At 71.4% G+C, this 21,262-nt stretch carries 19 protein-coding genes; 5 read left to right on the top strand and 14 right to left on the bottom strand.

The genetic code is table 11. The features are described from left to right. The first annotated feature begins 230 nt into the window (after positions 1-230). A complete protein-coding gene (locus J2S22_RS24220) occupies positions 231-1,700 on the top strand; it encodes a patatin-like phospholipase family protein (protein WP_272780204.1) in 1,470 nt (489 codons plus the stop codon). Between the two features lie 22 nt (positions 1,701-1,722). Continuing rightward, positions 1,723-2,133, top strand: coding sequence for a GNAT family N-acetyltransferase (locus J2S22_RS24215; protein ID WP_272780205.1), 411 nt, complete (start codon positions 1,723-1,725; stop codon positions 2,131-2,133). A gap of 46 nt (positions 2,134-2,179) precedes the next feature. On the opposite strand, the gene polA is transcribed toward J2S22_RS24215, so the two are convergent. The 3 genes from polA to J2S22_RS24200 form a co-directional block, all read right to left on the bottom strand. Beyond that, positions 2,180-5,221 carry a DNA polymerase I gene (gene polA / locus J2S22_RS24210; RefSeq protein ID WP_272780206.1) on the bottom strand — a complete coding sequence of 1,014 codons (3,042 nt, stop codon included), beginning with the start codon at positions 5,219-5,221 and terminating at the stop codon, positions 2,180-2,182. A gap of 190 nt (positions 5,222-5,411) precedes the next feature. Next, complete coding sequence (locus tag J2S22_RS24205; RefSeq protein ID WP_272780207.1) at positions 5,412-5,798, bottom strand: DUF488 domain-containing protein; 387 nt, start codon at positions 5,796-5,798, stop codon at positions 5,412-5,414. Positions 5,799-5,837: 39 nt separating this feature from the next. Next, entirely contained in the window at positions 5,838-6,890 is a 1,053-nt protein-coding gene (locus J2S22_RS24200) for an acyltransferase family protein (protein ID WP_272780208.1), read from the bottom strand. Positions 6,891-7,131: 241 nt separating this feature from the next. On the opposite strand from J2S22_RS24200, the gene hrpB reads away from it, so the two are divergent. Beyond that, entirely contained in the window at positions 7,132-9,651 is a 2,520-nt protein-coding gene (gene hrpB / locus J2S22_RS24195; RefSeq protein WP_272780209.1) for an ATP-dependent helicase HrpB, read from the top strand. A 73-nt stretch (positions 9,652-9,724) separates the two neighbouring features. On the opposite strand, the gene J2S22_RS24190 is transcribed toward hrpB, so the two are convergent. Continuing rightward, positions 9,725-10,234: a GNAT family N-acetyltransferase gene (locus tag J2S22_RS24190; protein WP_272780210.1), complete on the bottom strand. Its 510-nt coding sequence runs from the start codon at positions 10,232-10,234 to the stop codon at positions 9,725-9,727. Between the two features lie 223 nt (positions 10,235-10,457). Here J2S22_RS24190 and J2S22_RS24185 point away from each other — a divergent pair, with 223 nt between their 5' ends. After that, a complete protein-coding gene (locus J2S22_RS24185; protein WP_272780211.1) occupies positions 10,458-11,030 on the top strand; it encodes an O-acetyl-ADP-ribose deacetylase in 573 nt (190 codons plus the stop codon). Here the strand turns inward: J2S22_RS24185 and glk are convergent. Then, positions 11,008-11,991: a glucokinase gene (gene glk, locus J2S22_RS24180; RefSeq protein WP_272780212.1), complete on the bottom strand. Its 984-nt coding sequence runs from the start codon at positions 11,989-11,991 to the stop codon at positions 11,008-11,010. The genes J2S22_RS24185 and glk overlap by 23 nt on opposite strands. Further along, a complete protein-coding gene (locus J2S22_RS24175) occupies positions 11,988-13,121 on the bottom strand; it encodes a CaiB/BaiF CoA transferase family protein (RefSeq protein WP_272780213.1) in 1,134 nt (377 codons plus the stop codon). Before J2S22_RS24175 ends, glk begins: the two co-directional genes overlap by 4 nt. Positions 13,122-13,265: 144 nt before the next feature. Here J2S22_RS24175 and J2S22_RS24170 point away from each other — a divergent pair, with 144 nt between their 5' ends. Beyond that, complete coding sequence (locus tag J2S22_RS24170; protein ID WP_272780214.1) at positions 13,266-13,598, top strand: hypothetical protein; 333 nt, start codon at positions 13,266-13,268, stop codon at positions 13,596-13,598. A 43-nt stretch (positions 13,599-13,641) separates the two neighbouring features. Here J2S22_RS24170 and J2S22_RS24165 read toward each other — a convergent pair whose 3' ends face one another. The 8 genes from J2S22_RS24165 to pcaH form a co-directional block, all read right to left on the bottom strand. Then, a complete protein-coding gene (locus J2S22_RS24165; protein WP_272780215.1) occupies positions 13,642-14,745 on the bottom strand; it encodes a cobalamin-independent methionine synthase II family protein in 1,104 nt (367 codons plus the stop codon). Between the two features lie 166 nt (positions 14,746-14,911). Then, a complete protein-coding gene (locus J2S22_RS24160) occupies positions 14,912-15,664 on the bottom strand; it encodes an ABC transporter ATP-binding protein (RefSeq protein ID WP_272780216.1) in 753 nt (250 codons plus the stop codon). After that, complete coding sequence (locus J2S22_RS24155; protein ID WP_272780219.1) at positions 15,657-16,421, bottom strand: ABC transporter ATP-binding protein; 765 nt, start codon at positions 16,419-16,421, stop codon at positions 15,657-15,659. Before J2S22_RS24155 ends, J2S22_RS24160 begins: the two co-directional genes overlap by 8 nt. Further along, positions 16,421-17,500 carry a branched-chain amino acid ABC transporter permease gene (locus J2S22_RS24150; RefSeq protein ID WP_284701183.1) on the bottom strand — a complete coding sequence of 360 codons (1,080 nt, stop codon included), beginning with the start codon at positions 17,498-17,500 and terminating at the stop codon, positions 16,421-16,423. The genes J2S22_RS24155 and J2S22_RS24150 overlap by 1 nt, the downstream gene beginning before the upstream one ends. Then, positions 17,497-18,357: a branched-chain amino acid ABC transporter permease gene (locus tag J2S22_RS24145; RefSeq protein ID WP_272780218.1), complete on the bottom strand. Its 861-nt coding sequence runs from the start codon at positions 18,355-18,357 to the stop codon at positions 17,497-17,499. Before J2S22_RS24145 ends, J2S22_RS24150 begins: the two co-directional genes overlap by 4 nt. 209 nt (positions 18,358-18,566) lie before the next feature. After that, positions 18,567-19,736 (bottom strand): ABC transporter substrate-binding protein, encoded by a 1,170-nt coding sequence (locus J2S22_RS24140; RefSeq protein WP_272778658.1) that lies wholly within the window; start codon positions 19,734-19,736, stop codon positions 18,567-18,569. Positions 19,737-19,956: 220 nt separating this feature from the next. Beyond that, on the bottom strand, positions 19,957-20,547 hold the full coding sequence (pcaG, locus tag J2S22_RS24135; RefSeq protein WP_272778659.1) for a protocatechuate 3,4-dioxygenase subunit alpha: 591 nt from the start codon (positions 20,545-20,547) through the stop codon (positions 19,957-19,959). A 1-nt stretch (position 20,548) separates the two neighbouring features. Further along, positions 20,549-21,247 (bottom strand): protocatechuate 3,4-dioxygenase subunit beta, encoded by a 699-nt coding sequence (pcaH, locus tag J2S22_RS24130; protein ID WP_272778660.1) that lies wholly within the window; start codon positions 21,245-21,247, stop codon positions 20,549-20,551. Positions 21,248-21,262: the final 15 nt, after the last annotated feature.

Genomic DNA, 21,262 nt, shown 5'->3' with positions numbered 1-21,262 from the left:
CGGCGCAAGCCGCGCACCGGCTGTGGCGCCCCGGGCAGACAACCGGCGCGACCGCCGCTGGGGAGACCCGGACCGGCCGGTTCCGGTCGCCGGACCGGGCGATGATCGCGCGGCAGGCCACGGGTGGCGTTCGGCGCTGCCGGCCGGTAAAGCCGTCGTAACCTCGAAGGTGCCATATTGCACCGCATTGTAGGGGAAGCGGCTCGGGCCGCGCCCGGAGTGTCGCGTCGATGTGCTGGCGTCAGGCCTTGTCGATCGTTTCGGTGTGCGCCGCGCTCGCCGGCTGCGCCCATGTGCAGAACCTTCCGGCCAACCTGCCGACCGCGACGCCGCTCGGCGAGTCGCTCGACACGCTCACCGACCTGCCCGACGACGACGTGATGATCGGCCTCGCCTTTTCGGGCGGGGGCACCCGGGCGGCCGCCTTCTCGTTCGGGGTGCTGAAGGAGCTCGCCCGCAACGAGCTGCCTTCCGGCCGCGGACGGACGTTGCTGGAGCAGGTGGACATTGTCACCGGGGTGTCGGGCGGCTCGGTCACGGCGGCCTATTTCGGCCTGCGCCGGCGCGCCGCCCTCGACGACTTCCGCGAGCGCTTCCTGATCCAGGACGCCGAGGCGGTTCTCAGCACCTCGGTGTCGCTCGGCAACATCGCCCGCGCCTTCGGGGGCGGCGTCAACGGCGACGCGCCGTTCCGGCAGTGGCTCGACGCCAACCTGTTCGACGGCGCGACCTTCGGGGCGCTGCTGTCCCGGCGCCGGCCGCAGGTGGTGATCAACGCCAGCGACATCTACAACCGCACCCCCTTCGTGTTCACGCCGTCGACCTTCGCGGCGCTGTGCAGCGACCTCGCGAGCTATCCGCTGTCGTCCGCCGTCGCCGCCTCGGCCGCCGTGCCGCTCGCCTTCGCGCCCGTCGTGCTGGAGACCTTCCCGGACAAGTGCGACGCCCCCCTGCCCGCCTGGATGAAGCGCGCCCGCGACGACCCGGCGGCGAGCCCGATGATGAAGGCGGTGGCCCGCGGCATGACGCGCTACCGCGACGGCTCGATGCGCTACGTCAAGCTGGTCGACGGCGGCGTCGTCGACAATTTCGGCCTGTCGAGCTTCACGGTGGCCCGCGAGGCCGCGAACACGCCCTACGGCCCGCTGACCGCGGCGCACGCCGCCCGCATCCGCCGCATCCTGTTCATCGTCGTCGATTCCGAGCAGGTCACCGAGGGCAACTGGGCCCAGACGCTCGACGGCCCGACCGGCGTCGAGCTGATCGGGGCCGCCACCAACGCGGCGCTGGCGTCGAGCGTGTGGTCGAGCTACAGCGCCTTCCAGCTCAGCCTGCAGCAGTGGCGCAGCCAGCTCGTCCGCTGGCGCTGCGGCCTCTCGGCCGCCGAGGTGCAGCGGCTGCGCGGCAGCACGACGGGCTGGAACTGCCGCGATCTCGACGGCTATATCGGCCGCGTCGCCTTCGACCAGCTCGATCCCGCCCGCAGCGCCGCCCTGAACGCCATCCCGACCCGCTTCCGCCTGCCGGTCGAGCAGGTCGACGCCCTGATCGCCGCCGGCGGCGACGCGCTGGCCCAACACCCCACGTTCAGGGATTTTCTGCGCAGCCTGCGCGCGGCGCCACGCACCGTCGCGGCGGCGGAGCCGACCATCCCGGCCGTGCGGGCCGCGGAGCCGATCGTCCCGGCGCAAGCGCGGTAGCGGGAGCCACCGGAGGTCGCGGATGTCCGACATCGTCGTCCGCCGCGTCTCCGACGACCTCGATCCGAACGAGATCGCGGCGCTCTACGAGGCGGTCGGATGGGGCCGGCGAGAGGACTATGCCCCGGACGACCTGACGACAGCCGTCCGCCGGACCACGTTCGTGTTCGCGGCTCTGGACGGCGAGCGGCTCGTCGGCCTGCTCCGCGCCCTGTCCGACGGCGTCTATGTGACCTGGGTCGCCGAGGTGGTCGTTCATCCAGCACATCAGTGTCGCGGCGTCGGCACCGCGTTGATGCGCCACCTGCTCGCGAACGCCGGACACACGTCGATCTATGCGGAGTGCCTTGCCGGGGCGCTTCCGTTTCTCGACCGCCTCGGCATCACGGAGAAGCCGACGCTCGTCGCCTGCTCGCGCCGGACGGCCGGATAGACGTTGCGGCGGCCGGCCGGCTTGCGGCGGCAGTCCGCCCTCGATCTCAGTGCGCCTCGTCCCAGTTGTCGGCGGCGCGGGCGTCGACGTGGAGCGGCACGGAGAGCGCCACGGCCGGCATGGCGGCCTCTTCCATCACGCGCGTCACCACCGGCAGCGTCTGCTCCACCTCGGACTCCGGCACCTCGAACACCAGCTCGTCGTGCACCTGCAGCAGCATGCGGGCGGAGAGCTTCGCCCTGGCGAGCGCCGGCTCCATCCGCACCATGGCGCGGCGGATGATGTCGGCGGCCGTGCCCTGCAGGCGGGCGTTGATCGCGGCCCGCTCGTTGAAGGCACGCAGCGACGGGTTCGACGCGCCGATGTCCGGGTAGTGGCACTTCCGCCCGAACAGGGTCGTGACGTAGCCGTGCGTCCGGCAGAACAGCTTCGTCGCCTCCATGTAGTCGCGAATGCCCGGGAACTTCTCGAAGTAGCGCTTGATGTAGGCGCCCGCCTCCTCGCGCGGGATGCCGAGCTGGTTGGCGAGTCCGAAGGCCGAGATGCCGTAGATGATGCCGAAATTGATCGCCTTGGCGCGGCGGCGCACCTCGCCCGGCATGCCGGCGACCGGCACGCCGAACATCTCGGACGCCGTCAGGGCGTGAATGTCGAGCCCGTCCTGGAAGGCCTTCTTCAGGGCCGCGATGTCGGCGATCTCGGCGAGCAGCCGCAGCTCGATCTGGGAATAGTCCGCCGAGACGAGCTTCGTTCCCGGTTGTGCCACGAAGGCGCGGCGGATCTTGCGGCCCTCCTCGGTGCGCACCGGAATGTTCTGAAGATTGGGATCCGCCGAGGACAGCCGCCCCGTCGTGGTCGCCGCGAGCGCAAAGGTCGTGTGGACGCGCCGCGTCTCCGGATTGACGAAGGTCGGCAGCAGGTCCGTGTAGGTCGACTTCAGCTTTGTCAGCTGCCGCCACTCGAGCAGCTTCACGGGCAGCACGTGGCCTTCCTCGGCCAGCTCGTCGAGCACCGAGGCCGAGGTCGACCAGGCGCCCGTCTTGGTCTTCTTGCCGCCGGGCAGCTTGAACTTGCCGAACAGAATGTCGCCGAGCTGCTTGGGGCTGCCGAGATTGAACGGCTCGCCGGCGAGCTTTTGGACCTCGTCCTCCAGGGCCGCGGCCTTCTGGGCGAGCTCGCCGGAGAGGCGCGAAAGCATCTCGCGGTCGATGGCGATGCCGCGCCGCTCCATGCGCATCAGCACCGGAACCAGCGGGCGCTCGAGCGTCTCGTAGACCGTGGTCATGTGCTCGGCGACGAGGCGGGCCCGGAACAGCCGCCACAGGCGCAGCGCGATGTCGGCCTGCTCGCCGCAGTACGGACAGGCGCGCGAGATCTCGATCTGCTCGAACGACACCTGCGCCTTGCCCTTGCCGGCGATGTCCACGAGCGCCATCGCCTCGTGGCCGAAATGCCGGTGAGCGAGATCGGCGAGGGCGTGCGAGCCGAGGCCGGCGTCGAGCACGTAGGACATCAGCTGCACGTCGTCGATCGCCACCGCCGTGATGCCGTGCCGCTCCAGCGCGTGCAGGTCGGCCTTGAGGTCGTGGCCGATCTTGAGGACGCCCGGGCTCTCCAGCATCGGCTTCATCAGCGCCAGCGCCTCGGCGAGCCGGATCTGATCGGGCACCAGGCCCCCGCCGGCCAGCAGATCGTCGCCGCGGCGATGGCCGAGCGGCACGTAGGCGGCGCGGCCCGGCGCCAGCGCGATCGAGAAGCCGACCAGGTCGGCCTGCATGGGATCGTGCGACGTCACCGTGAGGTCGAGCGCGACGAAGCCCTGGTCGACGGCCGCCAGCACCCAGTCCTTCAGGGCCGCGAGGTCGTGGATGGTGCGGTAGCCGGCGCGGTCGAGCTTCTGGGTGGCCAGCTCCGCCTTGCGGGACGCGACGAGCTGCTCCGGCGTGACGACGACGTCGCCGCCGCCGTTGCTGCGCGCCGCCGGCTTCGGCCGCGTGTCGCCGAGATCGAAGCCGAGCTGGCCGGAGGCGCCGGCGCGGCGCGGCGCGGACGCCGCCGGCTCGGGCTCCGCGGCCGCCTCGGCCGCCTCGGCCGGCCCGCCTTCGGCGGTCGGCGCGGCCCGCAGCGCCGGATCGGCCTCGACGTCGTTCGGGTCGATCGCCAGCGCCTCGGCGACGCGGCGCGTCAGCGTGGAGAACTCCATCGCCTTGAGGAAGGCGATCAGCTTCTTCGTGTCGCGGCCGTCGAGCAGCAGATCGTCGAGCCTGCAGGTCAGATCGACATGGTCGTCGAGCAGCACCAGCTGGCGCGAGACGCGCGCCGTCTCGGCGTTGTCGATCAGGGCCTGTCGCCGCTTCTCCTGCTTGATCTCGCCGGCGCGCGACAGGAGCGTCTCGAGGTCGCCGTACTCGCCGATCAGCTGCGCCGCGGTCTTGACGCCGATGCCGGGCACGCCCGGCACGTTGTCGGTCGGATCGCCGATCAGCGCCTGAACCTCGGGCACCTTCTCGGGCGGCACGCCGAACTTCTCGATCACCTGGTCCCGCCCGATGCGGCGCTCGTTGCCGGGCATCGGATCGTACATGACGACGCCGTCGCGCACGAGCTGCATCAGGTCCTTGTCGCCGGCCACGATGGTCACGTCGGCGCCGGCCTCGCGGGCGACGCGCGCATAGGTGGCGATCAGGTCGTCGGCCTCGAAGCCCTCCTGCTCGATCGGGATCAGGCCGAACGCCCGCACCGCGTCGCGCATCAGCGGGAACTGCGGGATCAGCTCGTCCGGCGGCTCCGGCCGGTGGCCCTTGTAGTCGGCGTAGATGTCGTTGCGGAAGCTCTTGCCGGAGTGGTCGAACACCACCGCCATATGGGTCGGATTCACGCCGTCGAGACCTTCGCGCAGCAGCTTCCACATCATGTTGCAGAAGGTCAGCACGCCGCCGATCGGCAGCCCGTCGGAGCGGGTGAACGAGCGGCCCCGGCTCTGCGCCGCCTTGAACATGGCGAAGTAGGCGCGGAACACGAAGGACGACCCGTCGATCAGGAAGACGTGGTCGCCCTTGCGGAGCGGACGGGCGAGCGGTTCGGGCATCGGGGACTCGGGGCTGCGGGAGCGAGAGCCCCGAACTATACACTCCCGCGGCCATGCGCCAGCCGGATCGTAGGATCCGTGGCCCGCATCGAGCGCAGCGACATGCGGGAGCAGCGTCCCCGGCTGTCGCTCGCGCTCCAGCCGGGCTACGGAGGCGGACGCCGGTCGCCGCCGCGCTCTCCTGCGAACATCAGTCCAGCACGGCGCCGCGGGCGACGAGCAGCTCGCGCAGGATCGAGCGGTGGCAGCGGGCCTCGTCCTCGCAGTAGCAGCCGATCGACAGGTTCGCGCCGTGCGACAGCGTCGCCAGGAGATCGAGGAGGTGCCGCGGCCCCGGCTCGCCCATCTCGGTCCGGAAGGCGCGCGCGAACGCCTTCCAGTCCGCCTCGGTGGCCGCGGCGTGCGCCTTCGCCACCAGGTCCGGACTCGGCGACAGCTCGGGCAGCCAGGCGTCGAACCAGTCCTCCTCCGCGTAGCGCTCCTTGCGGACGCCCCGCGGCGGCCGGCGCACGGTGCCGATTCGGGTGCCTTCGTGAGGCAGACGCGGCGTGCCGAGCCGAACGATCCGCAGGACCATGCGACACCTCTGCTGCGCGGCCGCCCGGTCGGGGCGGCCCTACTCGGCCGGCTGCAGCCGCGCGCCGGCGGGCGCCTTGCGGGCCGCGATGTGGGCCCGGTCGGGCCGGGTGAAGAGGAAGTCCAGCCGGGTGCCGCGCACCGCCCACCAGATCGCCAGCGCGCCGAGGATGCCGGCGGCGGTGACGATCAGCGACATCAGGCCGACGCTGGCGACGACGCCCGTCTTGAGCAGCACGATGCGGGTCGCCGCCATCGGCAGGAAGAAGGCGAGATAGACGACGATCGAGTGCTCGCCGCAGTAGCGGATCGGGTCGAACAGGCGGCTCCGCACCAGGAGGGTCGCCAGCACGATGATGGCGCCAGCGCCGGCGAAGCCGAGCGCGAGCGAGACGATCGGCCACTCGGACAGGCCGGCGAACACCAGCGTGCCGTTGACCAGCGCCCACACGGCGAGCCCGCCGGCCGCGAGCCATGGCCGCGCCGCAGCCGCCTCGGCCAGCGCAAAAACCCGCGGGGCGAGCAGGAACCCCGTATAGAAGTAGACGAACCGCGCCGCGAACTCGTCCGGCACGGTCCACCCGGTGTGGATCGGCGCGGTCTCCAGCGCGGCGGCGACCAGCCACACCGCGAGCGGCGGAATGCGCAGCTGCCGGGCGAGCTTGGTGACGACGAAGAAGATCGGCAGGAGATAGATGAACCACAGCGTGCCGAACGGCTCGACGAGCGCCAGCGCCCACTGCCCCGGCACCCCGGCCCAGCCGTGCTCGGCGGCCAGCACGGGGGCCTTCACGACCAGCTGGATGGTCATCCACAGAAGATAGAAGTACGCGAAGTGCACGACCTTGCGGTCGGCGTAGAGGCGCCAGTCGCGGTCGATCACGCGCGCCAGGAACAGCCCCGAGATCAGGAAGAAGTCGGGCATCCGGAACGGCTTGGCGAAGGCCACCACGACGTGCATGAAGCCCTCGCGGCCGACCGCCTGCTCGACTCCGAAGGTCGAGTGCAGCAGCACGACCATGATGATGCAGAGGCCTTTGGCCGTGTCGACCCAGTCGACCCGGGCGGTAGCGGCGGTCACGGGGGTTGCCATCGTCCGTCCCAGCTTGTTTCTGACCTGCGCCGCCGGCCCGATCCGGGCCGGTATGGTTACGCTCGCGTTAAAGGGGCAGGAACCGGGCCCGCCCGCAAGGGCGGCATCGATTCGCGGTTAACCCGCGGGGTTAATTCAGGCTCCCGCCCGCGCCTTCGGGACCGGAGCGCCGGCCACAAGAAGCGGGCCGTCGCCGTGCTGTCCAGACACGAGTCCGTGGGCCCGGAGGGCGGAACCGGAAATGATGGGTGACATGCGCTTCGACGTGCCCTTGCCGATCGACGAGGCCCTGCCGGCCCTGACCGACGCCCTGGCCCGGCGCGACGCCGCCGTGCTGGTGGCGCCGCCGGGCGCCGGCAAGACGACGCGGGTGCCGCTGGTGCTCGCCGCCGAGCCGTGGGCCGGGGGGAAGAAGATCCTGGTGCTGGAGCCGCGCCGGCTCGCCGCCCGCGCGGCGGCCGCCCGCATGGCCACGACGCTCGGCGAGAAGGTCGGCGAGACGGTGGGCTACCGGGTGCGGTTCGGCTCGAAGATCTCGGGGCGGACCCGCATCGAGGTGGTCACCGAGGGCGTGTTCACCCGCATGATCCTCGACGACCCGACGCTCGACGGCGTCGCCGCGGTGCTGTTCGACGAGTTCCACGAGCGCTCGCTCGACGCCGATCTCGGCCTAGCGCTCGCCCGCGACGCCCAGCAGGGCCTGCGCGAGGACCTCAGGCTGCTGGTGATGTCGGCGACCATCGACGGGGCGCGGATCGCGAAGAGCCTGGGCGACGCGCCGGTCGTGGAAAGCCGGGGCCGCGCCTACCCGGTCGAGACCCGGCATGTGCCGCGCGATCCCGGCCGGCACCTGGAGCCGCAGGTGGCCGAGGCGGTGCTGCGCGCGCTGCGCGCCGAGCCCGGCTCGCTCCTGGTGTTCCTGCCGGGCGCGGCCGAGATCCGCCGCACCGAGGCCCTGCTGTCCGAGAAGATCACCGACCCGGCCGTCGACGTGGTGCCGCTGTACGGCGCCCTCGATGCCGACGTGCAGGACCGCGCCGTGTCGCCCGCCCCGCCCGGCCAGCGCAAGGTGGTTCTGGCGACCTCGATCGCCGAGACCTCGCTGACCATCGAGGGCGTCCGCGTCGTCGTCGATTCCGGCCTCGCCCGGGTGCCGCGCTACGAGCCCGACCTGGCGCTGACCCGGCTGGAGACCGTGCGGGTGTCTCGCGCGGCGGCCGACCAGAGGCGCGGGCGCGCCGGGCGCACCGAGCCCGGCGTCTGCTACAGGCTGTGGGACGAGCGCGAGACCGCCTCGCTGGAGCCGTTCGTCCAGCCCGAGATCCTGGCCGCCGACCTGACCGGCTTCGTGCTCGATCTCGCCCACTGGGGCGTCTCCGATCCCGGCACGCTGCTGTTCCTCGATCCGCCGCCGGCCGCGGCGCTCGCCGAGGCGGGCGCCCTGCTGCGCGACCTCGGCGCGATCGGCCCGGACGGGCGGATCACCGACCTGGGCCAGCGGCTGCGCGCCCTGCCCCTGCCGCCGCGGCTCTCCCGCATGGTGATGGCCGCCGCCGGGCTCGGCGCGGCGCCGCTCGCCGCCGACATCGCCGTGGTGCTGACCGAGCGCGGGCTGGGCGGCACCGACCCGGATCTGCGCCACCGCGTCGAAGGGCTGCGGCACGACCGCTCGCGCCGCGCCGAGGACGCCCGCCGCATGGCCGGCCGCTGGGCCGAGATCGCCACGGCCGGCCGCCGCGCCGGCGGCAGCCTCGGCCTGCCGGACGGCGCCCGTCTGGTCGGCGGCTCCGACACGGCGGCCGGGGCCGTGCTGGCGCTCGCCTATCCGGACCGGGTGGCGAAGGCGCGCGGCGGCGGCACCGGCGCGGTGCTGCTGGCGAACGGCCGCGGCGCCACGGTCGATCCCGCCTCGGCCCTCGCACGGGCGCCGTTCCTCGCCGTGGCGGAGCTCGCCGGCAGCGCCGGCAACAGCCGCGTGCTGCTCGCCGCACCGATCGCGATCGAGGACATCGAGGCGTTGTTCGCCGACCGCATCGTCGAGAGCGACGAGGTGGCATTCGATTCCGGCTCGGCGAGTCTCCGGGCCCGCTGGGCTCGCCGGCTCGGTGCCGTCGCCCTCGCCGAGCGGCCGCAGAAGATCGTGCCGGACCAGAGCACCGCCCGGAAGCTCGCCGAGGGCATCGGCGCGCTGGGGCTCGCCCGCCTGCCGTGGTCGGCGGCGCTGTCGCAGTGGCGCGACCGGGTGAACTTCCTGCGGCGGCACGAAGGAGACGAGTGGCCCGACCTGTCGGACGACACGCTCCTGGCGACCATCGGCGACTGGCTGTCGCCCGCGTTCGTGGACAAGACCTCGCTCGGCGGGCTGGGCGCCGACGACCTCTCCAACGCCCTGCACGCGCTGCTGCCGTGGAACCTGCGGCGCAAGCTCGACCACGACGCGCCGACCCATTTCGACGCGCCGTCCGGCTCGCGCCTGCCGATCGAGTACACCGACGAAGGGCCGAAGCTGGCGATCCGGGTACAGGAGCTGTTCGGGCTCGACCAGCATCCGACCGTCGCCGGCGGCCGGGTGCCGCTGATCGTGGAGCTCTTGTCGCCGGCGCACCGGCCCGTGCAGATCACCCGCGACCTGCCCGCCTTCTGGCGCGGCTCCTACGCCGACGTGCGCACCGACCTGCGCGGCCGCTATCCCAAGCACCCGTGGCCGGAGGATCCGCTCGCGGCCCCGGCGACGCGCCGCGCCAAGCCGAAGGGCACGTGAACGCCGCAGGTTCTGCGTCCCGGCCGCCGTCCGTCCGGCGCCCGGAAGCGATCAGGCAGTCTGGAGAAACGCGTCAGGCCGGCCAAGCGAAGGCGATCTTGTCGAGCGTCTTGGTGCCGAAGGTCTCGGACGAGCGCGCGACCGGACGGCCGCCGAGCGCGCGGTAGAAGTCGAGCGCCGGCTCGTTGTCCGACAGCGCCCACACGACGATGCTCTTCATGCCGTTCTGCGCGAGGTCGCGCCGCGCCGCCGTGAACAGGCGGCGGCCGAAGCCGAGGCCCTGGAACTCCGGCCGCAGGTACAGCTCGTAGACCTCGCCCTCGTAGGGCAGGCTGCGCGCGCGGTTGCGGCCGTAGTTGGAGTAGCCCGCGATCTGATCGCCGAAGCAGAACAGCGAGACGCGGCTGCCCTTGCGGATCGCGCCGTCCCACCAGGCCGGGCCGCGCCGCTGCACCAGCTTCTCGAGCTCCGGGCCCGGGATGATGCCGCGATAGGCGGTCCTCCAAGCCTCGTCGTGGGCCGCCGCGACCGACGTCGCATCGGAGACCTTGGCACGGCGAATCTCGATCAGGACGGTGCTCATACGTTCAATTAGAGCCAACGCACCGACTCGCATCAAGAGGGCGCAGATACGTATTCTTCACCCCAGCCGCGACTGTTGCGCCATGGACACATTCGGGTTACCGCGATTCGACGCGCCGTGCGGACGCGCACGGTCGATTCGACGCGTCGCGACCGCTTCCCGCTCACGCGTGAGTCACGGCGCCGAGATCGCCGCGTGAGCGACGCCGTCGCGCGAGGACGAGATGCCGTTTCCGACTCCGCTCGCCACCGCCGCGATCGGGTCCGCGAGACTCGAGGTGGTGATCGCCGACATCACGACGCTCGCGGTCGACGCCATCGTCAACGCCGCGAACCGCGCGCTGAAGGGCGGTGGCGGCGTCGACGGCGCCATCCACCGCGCCGCCGGGCCGGAGCTGACGGCGGCCTGCCGGGCGCTCGGCGGCTGCGACACCGGCTCGGCCAAGATCACGCCCGGCTTCCGGCTGCCGGCCCGCTTCGTCATCCACGCGGTCGGCCCGGTCTGGACCGACGGCAGCCGCGACGAGGACGCCCTGCTCGCCGGCTGCTACCGCATGGCGCTGCGGCTCGCAGGCGAGCGGGCGCTCGCCTCGCTCGCCTATTCGGCGATCTCGACCGGCGTCTACGGCTTCCCGCCCGACCGCGCCGCCCGCATCGCCGTGACGACCGTCGCCGACGCGATCGCGGCAGACGCGGTCGCGCACGGGACGCTGCCGGACCGCGTCGTGTTCTGCTGTTTCGCCGAAGAATCCGCCGCGCACCACGTCGCCGCGTTCAGGGCACGCGGTCTGTCGTGATCGCGGCGGCGTCGCGCACGGCGTTCCGCCGTGCGAGATGCGCCGCATAGGCGGCACAGCCGGCGAGGCCCGGCTCGGCCGCGGTGACGAGCGCGGTCGGAATCCCGGCCAGCACGGACCGCATCGCCGGATGCGCCTCGAAGGCGGCCCGGAACGCCGCGCCGTCGATCAGGTCGCCGAGCTTCTGCGCCACCCCGCCCCCGACATAGACGCCGCCCGTGCTCTTGAAGGCGAGCGCGACGTCGCCGGCGAACCGGCCGAGCAGGCGCACGAACAGCGCCACCGTCGCGCGGGCCGCCGGGTCGCCCTGCTCGGCCGCGGAGTCGATCGCGGCGGCATCGAAGGGCGGACGGCCGGGATGCAGCGCGGCGTGCAGACGCGCGAGCCCGGCGCCGGAGACGACGCATTCGGCCGACACGGCTTCGACGGTCGCGGCGATGCGCTCGAACACGGGCCATTCGTCCGGCGCCGCGGGCCCGAACGACATGTGCCCGGCCTCGCTGGCGACCGAGGTCCAGCCGCCGTCCTGCTCGGGCACCAGCGCGGCGACGCCGAGGCCGGTGCCCGGCCCGAGCACCGCGACCGGCCCGCGGCGCGACGGCAGCGCGGCGCCGAGCGGCCGCAGATCCCCCGGCCCGAAGCCCGGCAGGGCCCAGGCGAACGCCTCGAAATCGTTGACGGCGCACGCCCAGCGAAAGCCGAATCGCCGCTCGATGCGGTCGAGATCGAGCACCCAGTCGCGATTGGTGAGCTCGATCCGGCGCCCCTGCACGGGGCCGGCGACGGCGAGCACGGCGGCCTCCGGCGTCGTTCCGGTGTCGTCGAGATACGCCGCGACCGCGTCGTCCAGATCGTCGAGGCTGTCGTTGGCGAAGGCCTGCACCCGCTCCGGATTGCCGTCCGGGCCGGTGATCGCGAGTCGCGTATTGGTGCCGCCGATGTCGGCGATGAGCGTGATCATGCGGGCGTGTCCTGGACGGCGGGCGCGAACTCGGCCCGCACCGCGGCGGTGTGCCGGCCGAGCGCCGGCACCGGACCGTAGTCGTCGCGATGCGGCCGCGGCGGCGCCGGGTACGGCACCGGGCCGTGCGGCGTGTCGACGGTGACGCGGCGGAGCTGCGGATGAGCGGCGAGCGCCGCCATGTCGTTGACGCGCGCGAAGGCGATCTCGGCCGTCGCGAGGCGCGCGATCAGCTCGTCGGTCGGCAGCGTCGCGAAGGCCGCCTGCACGCGCCCGTCGGTGTCGGGACGGCGCGCCATGCGGGCGACGTTGGTGGCGAAGTCCGGATCCGCGGCGAGCGCCGCGTCGCCCATCACGTCGCGGGCGAGCACGCGCCACTCGCGGTCGTTCTGGATCGAGATCAGCACCTCGTCGCCGTCGCGGCTCCGGAACACGCCGTAGGGCGCGATGCCCGGATGGGCGAGGCCGATGCGGCGCGGCGTCCGGCCGCCCTCGTGCTGGAGCAGCGGCACCGTCATCCACTCGGCGAGCGCGTCGAACAGCGACACCGACAGCAGCGCGCCCTCGCCGGTGCGGCCACGGGCGATCAGCGCCTCCAGCAAGGCCTCGTAGGCCGCGAGCCCGGCCGCGATGTCGGCGACCGAGCAGCCGACCCGGGCCGGCTCGCCCGGACCGCCGGTGAGGGACGCGAGCCCGGTTTCGGCCTGGACCAGCAGGTCGTAGGCCTTGCGCCGCGCATAGGGGCCGGTCTCGCCGTAGCCCGAGATCGAGCAGACGATCAGGCGCGGATGCGCCTCGCGCAGCGCCGACGGATCGAAGCCGAGCTTCGCCAGCGCGCCGGGCTTGAGATTCTGCACCAGGACGTCGGCGCGCGCGATCATCGCCGCGAGCAGCGCCCGGTCGTCGGTGCGGGTCAGATCGAGGACGACCGACTCCTTGCCGCGGTTCAGCCAGACGAAATGAATGCTCTCGCCCTTCGCCAGCGCGTCGTAGCCCCGGGCGAAGTCCCCCTCCGGGCGCTCGATCTTGATCACCCGGGCGCCGGCGTCGGCGAGCCGGCAGGTGCAGAGTGGCGCCGCCACGGCCTGCTCGAGCGAGACGACGAGAAGGCCGGAGAGCGGCAGCGTCATGACACCTCTGAGTTGGCGGCAGGCGGGATCGGTCGACTCGATACCGCATCCCACCGAAAGCGCAAGCCGCCTGCCGCCGCCGCAGCCCGGCTGCGGAACCGCGCGGTCGACCGACCATTGACCCCGAAGGCAGAGGAGCGAGCGATGGCCGAGCAACACCCGCGCCCCGGTCCGGACGTAACCCAGATCGACCCGCTGATGGCGCGGCGCCGCGTGCGCGGCTGGCCGATCGTCCTCGGCGTCGCGTTGCTCGCCGTGCTGGCCCTGATGCTGTTTGGCTTCGGCGGTGACCGCGGCACGCCGCGCACCACCGGAACCGCCGCCGGCCCGTCGCCGACCACGGACGACCGTCTGGTTCAGCAGCCCCCGAGGACCGGCACGCGCGCCACCGGCACGGTGGGCGGCACGGCGCAGCCGATGATTCCCGGCCGCACGACGCCCGATCCGCCGCCCGACTCGGTGCCGGTGAACCGCTGACCGAGACGCGCCCGTCCCAAGGCGGGGCGAGCCGGGGCGAGACTCACCCCCACACGTTGCGGGCGATGTCGACGATCATCGCGAGCTTCGCCCACTGCTCCTCCTCGGCGAGCAGGTTCCCCTCCTCGGTGGAGGCGAAGCCGCATTGCGGGCTGAGCGCCAGCTGATCGAGCGGCACGAACTTCGACGCTTCGTCGATCCGGCGCCGGACCGCATCGGCCGCCTCGAGCGTACCGGTCTTGGAGGTGACGAGGCCGAGCACCACGATCTTCTTTCCCTTGGGCAGGAAGCGCAGCGGCTCGAAGCCGCCCGCCCGCTCGGTGTCGTATTCCAGGAAGTAGCCGTCGTAGTCGATGCCGGCGAGCAGCCGCTCGGCGACCGGCTCGTAGCCGCCCTCGCTCACCCAGGTGGAGCGGAAGTTGCCGCGGCACACATGCGTCGTGATCACCATGTCGTGCGGCCGGTCGGCGATCGCGTGATTGATCACGTCGGCATAGATGCGGGGCAGCTTCTCCACCTCCTCGCCGCGGTCGCGGGCGAGCTGGAGCTGCTCCTTGGAGCAGAGATACGCCCACACGGTGTCGTCGAACTGCAGGTAGCGGCAGCCGGCGTCGTAGAAGGCCTTGACGGCCTTCTTGTAGGCGCGGGCGAGATCGTCGAAGAAGGCGTCGAGCTGCGGGTAGACCGTGGTGCTGATCTCCTTGCGGCCGCCGCGGAAGTGCAGCACCGAGGGCGACGGAATCGTCATCTTCGGCGTCACGACGGTGTTGGCCTTGAGGAACTTGAAATGCTCCAGCATCGGGTGATCGGAGAACCCGACCCGACCGGTCACCCGCACGCCCTCGGCCCGGGTCTGCACGCCGTGGAACTGGATGCCCGCCTGCGCCTCGAAGCCCTCGACGCCGTCGAGCGCCTTCAGGAAGTCGAAATGCCACCAGGAACGGCGGAACTCGCCGTCGGTCACCGCCTGCAGGCCGATCTCCTCCTGCTTGCGGATGATGCGGCGGATCTCCTCGTCCTCGACGCGCTTCAGCTCGTCGGCCGGGATCTCGCCGGCCTGGAAGCGGGCCCGCGCCTCCTTCAGCGCGGCGGGACGCAGCAGGCTGCCGACCTGGTCGGCGCGGAACGGCGGACGGGTGCGGGACATGGGCTTCTCCTCCCTTGCGGCATGGCGCCGCCATCATCTGATGCTCGCTCCCGGCCACCTCGTCGTGGCCGGGCTCGTCCCGGCCATCCACGTCCTTCTGGACGGCGGCCGGAGGCGCGGATGCCCGCGACGAGCGCGGGCATGACGGTGCGAGAACCGTGCGCCTTCATCCGCGGACGGGTTCGGACGATCCCGCCGCGGCGCGCTTCGGGCCGCCGTGGCTGACGCCGAGAAAGGCTTCCAGCACCGCGCGGTCGGCCCTGAGGGTCGCGCTGTCGCCGGCATGGACGACGCTGCCGCGCTCCAGCACGACGGCATGGTCGGTGACGCCGAGGATCTTGTGGGCGTTCTGCTCGACCACGATGGCGGACAGGCCCTCCTGCCGGGTGATGCGGGCGAGGGCCGCGATCAGCTCCTCGACGATGATCGGCGCCAGCCCCTCGGTCGGCTCGTCGAGCAGCACGAGCCTGGGATTGAGCACCAGGGCGCGGCCGATCGCCAGCATCTGCTGCTCGCCGCCGGAGAGCTGGTTCCCGAGATTGCCGCGCCGCTCGGCGAGCCGCGGAAACAGGCCGTAGACCTTGTCGGGCGACCACGCGCCCGGCCGCGCCACCGCGGTGAGATTCTCGTGCACGGTGAGCGACTTGAAGATGTTGCGCTCCTGTGGAACCCAGCCGATGCCGGCGAGTGCCCGCTGGTCCGGCCGCAGCGTCGTGATGTCGCGTCCGGCGAGCCGGATCGTGCCGCCGCGCCAGCGGGTGACGCCGATGATCGAGTTGACCAGCGTGGTCTTGCCCATGCCGTTGCGGCCGAGCAGCGCCAGCGACCGGCCCTCGGGCAGGGACAGCGAGATCTCGTTCAGCACCACGGCCTCGCCGTACCCGGCGGAGAGCCGGTCGATCTCCAGCAGCTCAGGCATCGAGCGACTCTCCGAGATAGACGGCCTTGACCCGCGGGTCGCGGGCCACCGCGTCGGGCGTACCTTCGACGAAGAGCTGGCCGTTGACCAGCACCGAGATGCGGTCCGCGAAGGTGAAGACGATGTCCATGTCGTGCTCGATCAGCAGCACCGTCACGTCCTCCGGCAGGCCGGCGACGGCGGCGAGGATCTCGTGCCGCTCGGCCTCCGGCACGCCGGCGGCCGGCTCGTCGAGCAGCAGCACGCGGGGCCGGCACGCGAAGGCGAGCGCGATCTCCAGCAGCCGCTGCTTGCCGTAGGGCAGCACCGCGGTGCGCTCGTGCATCACGTCGGCGAGGCGGAAGCGTTCGAGCAGCGCGGCGATCTCGTCGACCACCTCGGGCCGCGTTCCGGGCACACGCCAGAAATGGGTGCCGGTGCCGAGCCGCTCCGAGATCGCGAGGCCGAGCGTCTCGACCGGCGTGAGGTCGGCGAAGAGCTGGTTGATCTGGAACGTGCGGGCGATGCCCAGTCGCACCCGCTCGTGCGCCTCGAGCGCGGTGATGTCGCGGCCGTCGAGCAGGATCTCGCCGCCCGACGGCTTGAGCACGCCGGTCAGCATGTTGACGAGCGTGGTCTTGCCGGCGCCGTTCGGCCCGATCAGGGCGTGGCGGGCGCCGCGGGCGATCGACAGCGACACGTTGTTGGAGGCGACGATGCCGCCGAAGCGCTTCTCCAGGGCGCGGGTCTCCAGCGCCGGCACGGACGATGCGGACATCATGGCCGGCCTCCCTCGCCGGGCGCGGTCGGCTCGACCGCCGGGGGCCGGCGCCACGCGCGCCAGTCGGAGACGCGGTCGGCGAGCCGGCGCACCGGCGCGACCCAGCTGCCGATGCGGTCGCGACCGACCAGCACGATCAGCACCAGGAACAGGCCGATCCAGAACTGCCAGTATTGCGGCGTCGCCGCCGAGATCCAGTCCTGGGCGAAGCGGAACACGACGGCGCCGATCAGTCCGCCGTAGAGATGGCCGGTGCCGCCGATGATCAGCACCAGGAGAGCGTCGGCCGAACGGTCGAAGGACAGCGATTCGAGCGACGTGAAGGCGGTCGTCTGGGTCAGCAGCCCGCCGGCGACGCCGGCGTAGGCGGCGGCGAGCGTGTAGATGCCGACCAGCCGCCAGGTCTGGCCGATGCCGACCGCGGAGGCGCGCAGCGGGTTGCCCTTGATCGCCTGCAGCGACAGGCCGAACGGCGAGCCGACGATGCGGCGTGCGATCACGAACAGCACGAACAGCACGACGAGACTGTAGGCATACGCCGTGTGGCCGTAGAGATCGAAGCGGAACAGGCCGAGCACGGGCTCCATGCCGATGCCCTGCAGCCCGTCGGCCCCGCCGGTGAGCCAGGCCGCCCGGTTGGCGATCTCGCGCACCAGCAGGGCGACGCCGAGCGTCACCATCAGTCGGGTGAGATCGGTGCCGCGCAGCACCAGGAAGCTGGTCAGGAATCCGAACGCCGCCCCGGCGGCACCCGAGACCAGCAGCGCCAGCACGGGCTCGCTCACCAGGGCGTGCTTGGCGAGCAGGCCGGCCGTGTAGGCGCCGATGCCGAAGAAGGCCGCGTGGCCGAGCGAGATGATGCCGGCGTAGCCGAGAATGAGATCGAGCGACAGGGCGAGCAGCGCCCAGATGACGATCTCGGTCAGGATCAGATGATGGTCGGGCGCGAGCCAGATCGTGGCGAGCGCGGCGAGCCAGAACAGCACCTCGAGCGGCGACCATCGCGCCCGCGCCGTGAACTGGGCCGAGATCGCACTCGCGAGCTTGGCGGAGGTGGACACGTCGGGCCCTCTCATCGCGCACCCTTTCGCACGAACAGGCCCTGCGGCCGCCAGATCAGCACCACGATCATGATCGTGTAGATGACGAAGGCCCCGAGCTGCGGGACGTAGTACTTGCCGGCGACGTCGCCGATGCCGAGCAGCAGCGACGCCAGGAACGGTCCCGTGATCGACGAGGTGCCGCCCACCGTCACGACGATCAGGAAGTAGATCATGTATTTGAGCGGGAAGATCGGATCGAGGCCGAGGATCTCGGCCCCCAGCGCCCCGCCGAGCCCGGCGAGACCGGAGCCGAGCGCGAAGGTGAGGGCGAACACGGCGCCGACATTGATGCCGAGCCCGCGGGCGACCCGCTGGTCGTCGACGGCGGCGCGCAGCCGGCTGCCGAAGCGGGTCCGCGTCAGCCCGAGCTGGAGAAGCGCGGTGAGCACCCCGCAGATCACGATGATCATCAGCCGGTACTTGCTCATGCCGATGCCGAGCACCGTGATCTGGCCCTGCAGCACCGGCGGGATGGCGATGAACTGCTGCGACGAGCCCATGGTGTAGTCGACGATCGCCACCGACATGAAGACGAGGCCGATGGTGAACAGCACCTGGTCGAGATGGCTCTTGGCGTAGACGTGGACGTAGAGGGTGCGCTCCAGCAGTGCCCCGAGGGCCGCCGAGAACAGGAAGGCGGCGACGAGGCCGAGCCCGAAGGGCACGCCGAGCCGATTGACCACGACGAGCGCGGCGTAGCCACCCGCCATGGCGAAGGCGCCGTGCGCGAGATTGACGAAGTTCATCAGCCCGAGCGTCACCGACAGGCCGGCGGCGAGCACGAACAGGAGCATGCCGTAGGCGATGCCGTCGAACAGAATGGTGACCATGCGGACCGCCGGGGGTGACGGGTGGACGCTCTTCTTCACCTCTCCCCAGGGGGGAGAGGTCGGGGCTCGCGCGACAGCGCGAGCTCCGGGTGAGGGGGAGCTGAGACACCCGATCGGTGCCGGAGCCCCCTCACCCTAACCCTCTCCCCAGAGGGGAGAGGGGACAGGCCGAAGACGGAGGACGGTCGTGCCCTTTTCGTGCACCCCGCTCACTTCTTCGCCTTGCCGGGGTCCTTCACGGCCTCGAAGGTGGCGAACTCGACGTTGTAGAGCTCGCCGTTCTTCTTCTCGACCTTGCGGATGTAGATGTTCTGGACGATGTCGCGCGTCTCGGGATCGATCGAGATCGGGCCGCGCGGGCTCTCCCAGGCCATGCCCTTCATGGCGGCCATCAGCTTGTCGCCGTTGGTGTCGCCATTGGTCTTCTTGAGCGCCTCGTAGATCAGGTGCATCGCGTCGTAGCCGCCGACCGACATGAAGTTCGGGCGCAGGCCGTTGTTGGCCTTCTTGAACGCTTCGACATACTTCTTGTTCAGCTCGGAAGGGTGGTCGGCCGAGTACATGTGCGCCGTCACCGTGCCGATCACCTGGTCGCCCATGCCGTTGAGCAGGTCGTCGTCGGTCACGTCGCCGGGGCCGATGATCCTGATGCCGGCCTTGTCGAGGCCACGCTCGATGAACTGCTTGACGAAGGTGGCGCCCTGGCCGGACGGCACGAAGACGAACACGGCGTCGGGGGAGGCGTCGCGGGCGCGCTGCAGGAAGGGCGCGAAGTCGGGGGCCGCGAGCGGGACCTTCAGCGCCTCGACCACCTGGCCGCCGCCCTTGGTGAAGGCCTCGGTGAAGGTCTTCTCGCTGTCGGCGCCGGGCGCGTAGTCGGACACGATGGTGACGACCTTCTTGATGCCGTTCTTGGCCGCCCACTCGCCGATGATCACGCTCGACTGCGGCAGCGTGAAGCTGGTGCGCAGGAGATAGGGCGACCGCTCGGTGATGATCGAGGTGCCGGCATTGGCCACGATGGTCGGAATCTTCGCCTCGGTGGCGAGCGGCGCCACCGCGAGCGCGGTCGGCGTCACCGCGAAGCCGACCAGGACGTTCACCTTGTCGCGGACGATCAGCTCCTGGGCGAGGCGCTTGGCGTTGTCGGCGACGGCACCGTCGTCCTTGACGATCAGCTCGATCTTCTTGCCGGCGACGGTGTCGCCGTGCTGCTGCATGTAGAGCCGCATCGCCGCGAGCGTCTGCACGCCGGTCGACTGCTGCTGGCCGGTCATCGCCTCGATGACGCCGATCTTCACGACGCCCTGCGCCGACGCGGGACCCGCGGCCATCAGGCCGAGAGCGACCGCCAGGGGTGTCAGCACCTTCACGCGCATGTTTCTCTCCCTTGGGTTTTCGCTGCTTGTTGTTGTCTTAGTTCCGTCGTCCCGGGCGGCCCGAAGGGCCGAGCCCGGGCCACAATCCCCTGTCTTTCGTGAGCCACCGACACCGGGGCCATGGATTCCGGGCTCGCGGACCTGACGGTCCGCGCCCCGGAATGACCAGTGCCACAACGCCTCCGCATGCGGTGCAGAGACGCCCCCGTCGCTCGAATGCTCAGATCTCGAAGAACACCGTCTCGGCGTCACCCTGCATCCGGATGTCGAACGTGTAGACCGGGTGTCCGTTCTGCACCGATTTCGCCGCGATCAGGGTGGCGCGCCGCTCCTCCGGCACCAGGGCCAGGATCGGATCGGCGGCGTTGCCCGGCTCGTCGGCGAAATAGATCCGCGTGTAGCTCTGCCGCAGCATGCCGCGGGCGAACACCGCGACCAGAATGTGCGGCGCCTGCGGCGTGTCGTCCGGCCCCGGCACCGGGCCCGGCTTGATCGTCTCGAACACGAAGCGGCCCTCCGCGTCCGTGCCGGTGCGCCCGAACCCCTGGAAGGTCGAGTTGCGCGGCCGCGGATCGGCGGGGTTGGCGTAGCGGCCCTGCGCGTCGGCCTGCCAGATCTCCAGCATCGAGTCGGTGATCGGCACGCCGTCGCCGTCGATGATGCGGCCCTCGATGCGGATGCGCTCGCCGTCGGCGTCCGGCGTGACCAGGTCGTTGCCGAACGTGTCCTTCCAGTCGTACCTGCCGTTCGGCGTCAGGCCATAGGCGAAATACGGCCCGACGGTCTGGGACGGCGTGATGCCCAGCGTCATCTCAGCTCTCCATCGGGGTCTGGTTGCGGCCGCGCAGCACGATGTCGAACCGGTAGGCGAGCGCCCATTCGGGCACCGTGTTCTCCAGGTCGAAGACCGAGATCATGCGGTTGCGCGCCGCCTCGTCGGTGACCGAGTTGAAGATCGGATCGAACGGGAACAGCGGGTCGCCCGGGAAGTACATCTGGGTGACGAGCCGCGACACGAAGGAGTGCCCGAACATCGAGAAGTGGATGTGGGCCGGCCGCCAGGCGTTCGGATGGTTGCCCCACGGATAGGCGCCGGGCTTCACCGTGATGAACTTGTAATGACCGTTCTCGTCGGTCTTGCAGCGGCCGGCGCCGGTGAAGTTCGGATCGAGCGGCGCCGGGTGCTGGTCGACCACGTGGATGTAGCGGCCGCAGGCGTTGGCCTGCCAGATCTCGACCAGCGCGTTGGGCACCGGCCGGCCGTCCTCGTCGAGCACGCGGCCGTGGACGATGATGCGCTCGCCGAGCGGCTCGCCGGCGTGCTGGCGGGTGAGATCCTCGTCGCCCGGCTGCACGGCGTCCTGCCCGTAGACCGGGCCGGTCAGCTCGCTGAGCGTGTGCTTCATCAGGATCAGCGGCTTGGTCGGGCAGCGCTTGGGCGTGCTCTTGTATCCGGGCGACAGGCGGGGGGGAAAAGCGGACAGACTCTGGGTGGGAAAATAGAACGTCATGGCCCTGGCGTTTCC

Source organism: Rhodoplanes tepidamans (assembly GCF_030813915.1).
Taxonomy (GTDB): domain Bacteria; phylum Pseudomonadota; class Alphaproteobacteria; order Rhizobiales; family Xanthobacteraceae; genus Rhodoplanes; species Rhodoplanes tepidamans.
Note: the sequence above shows the minus strand (reverse complement) of the source record. Positions and strands in the feature narration are given on the sequence as shown.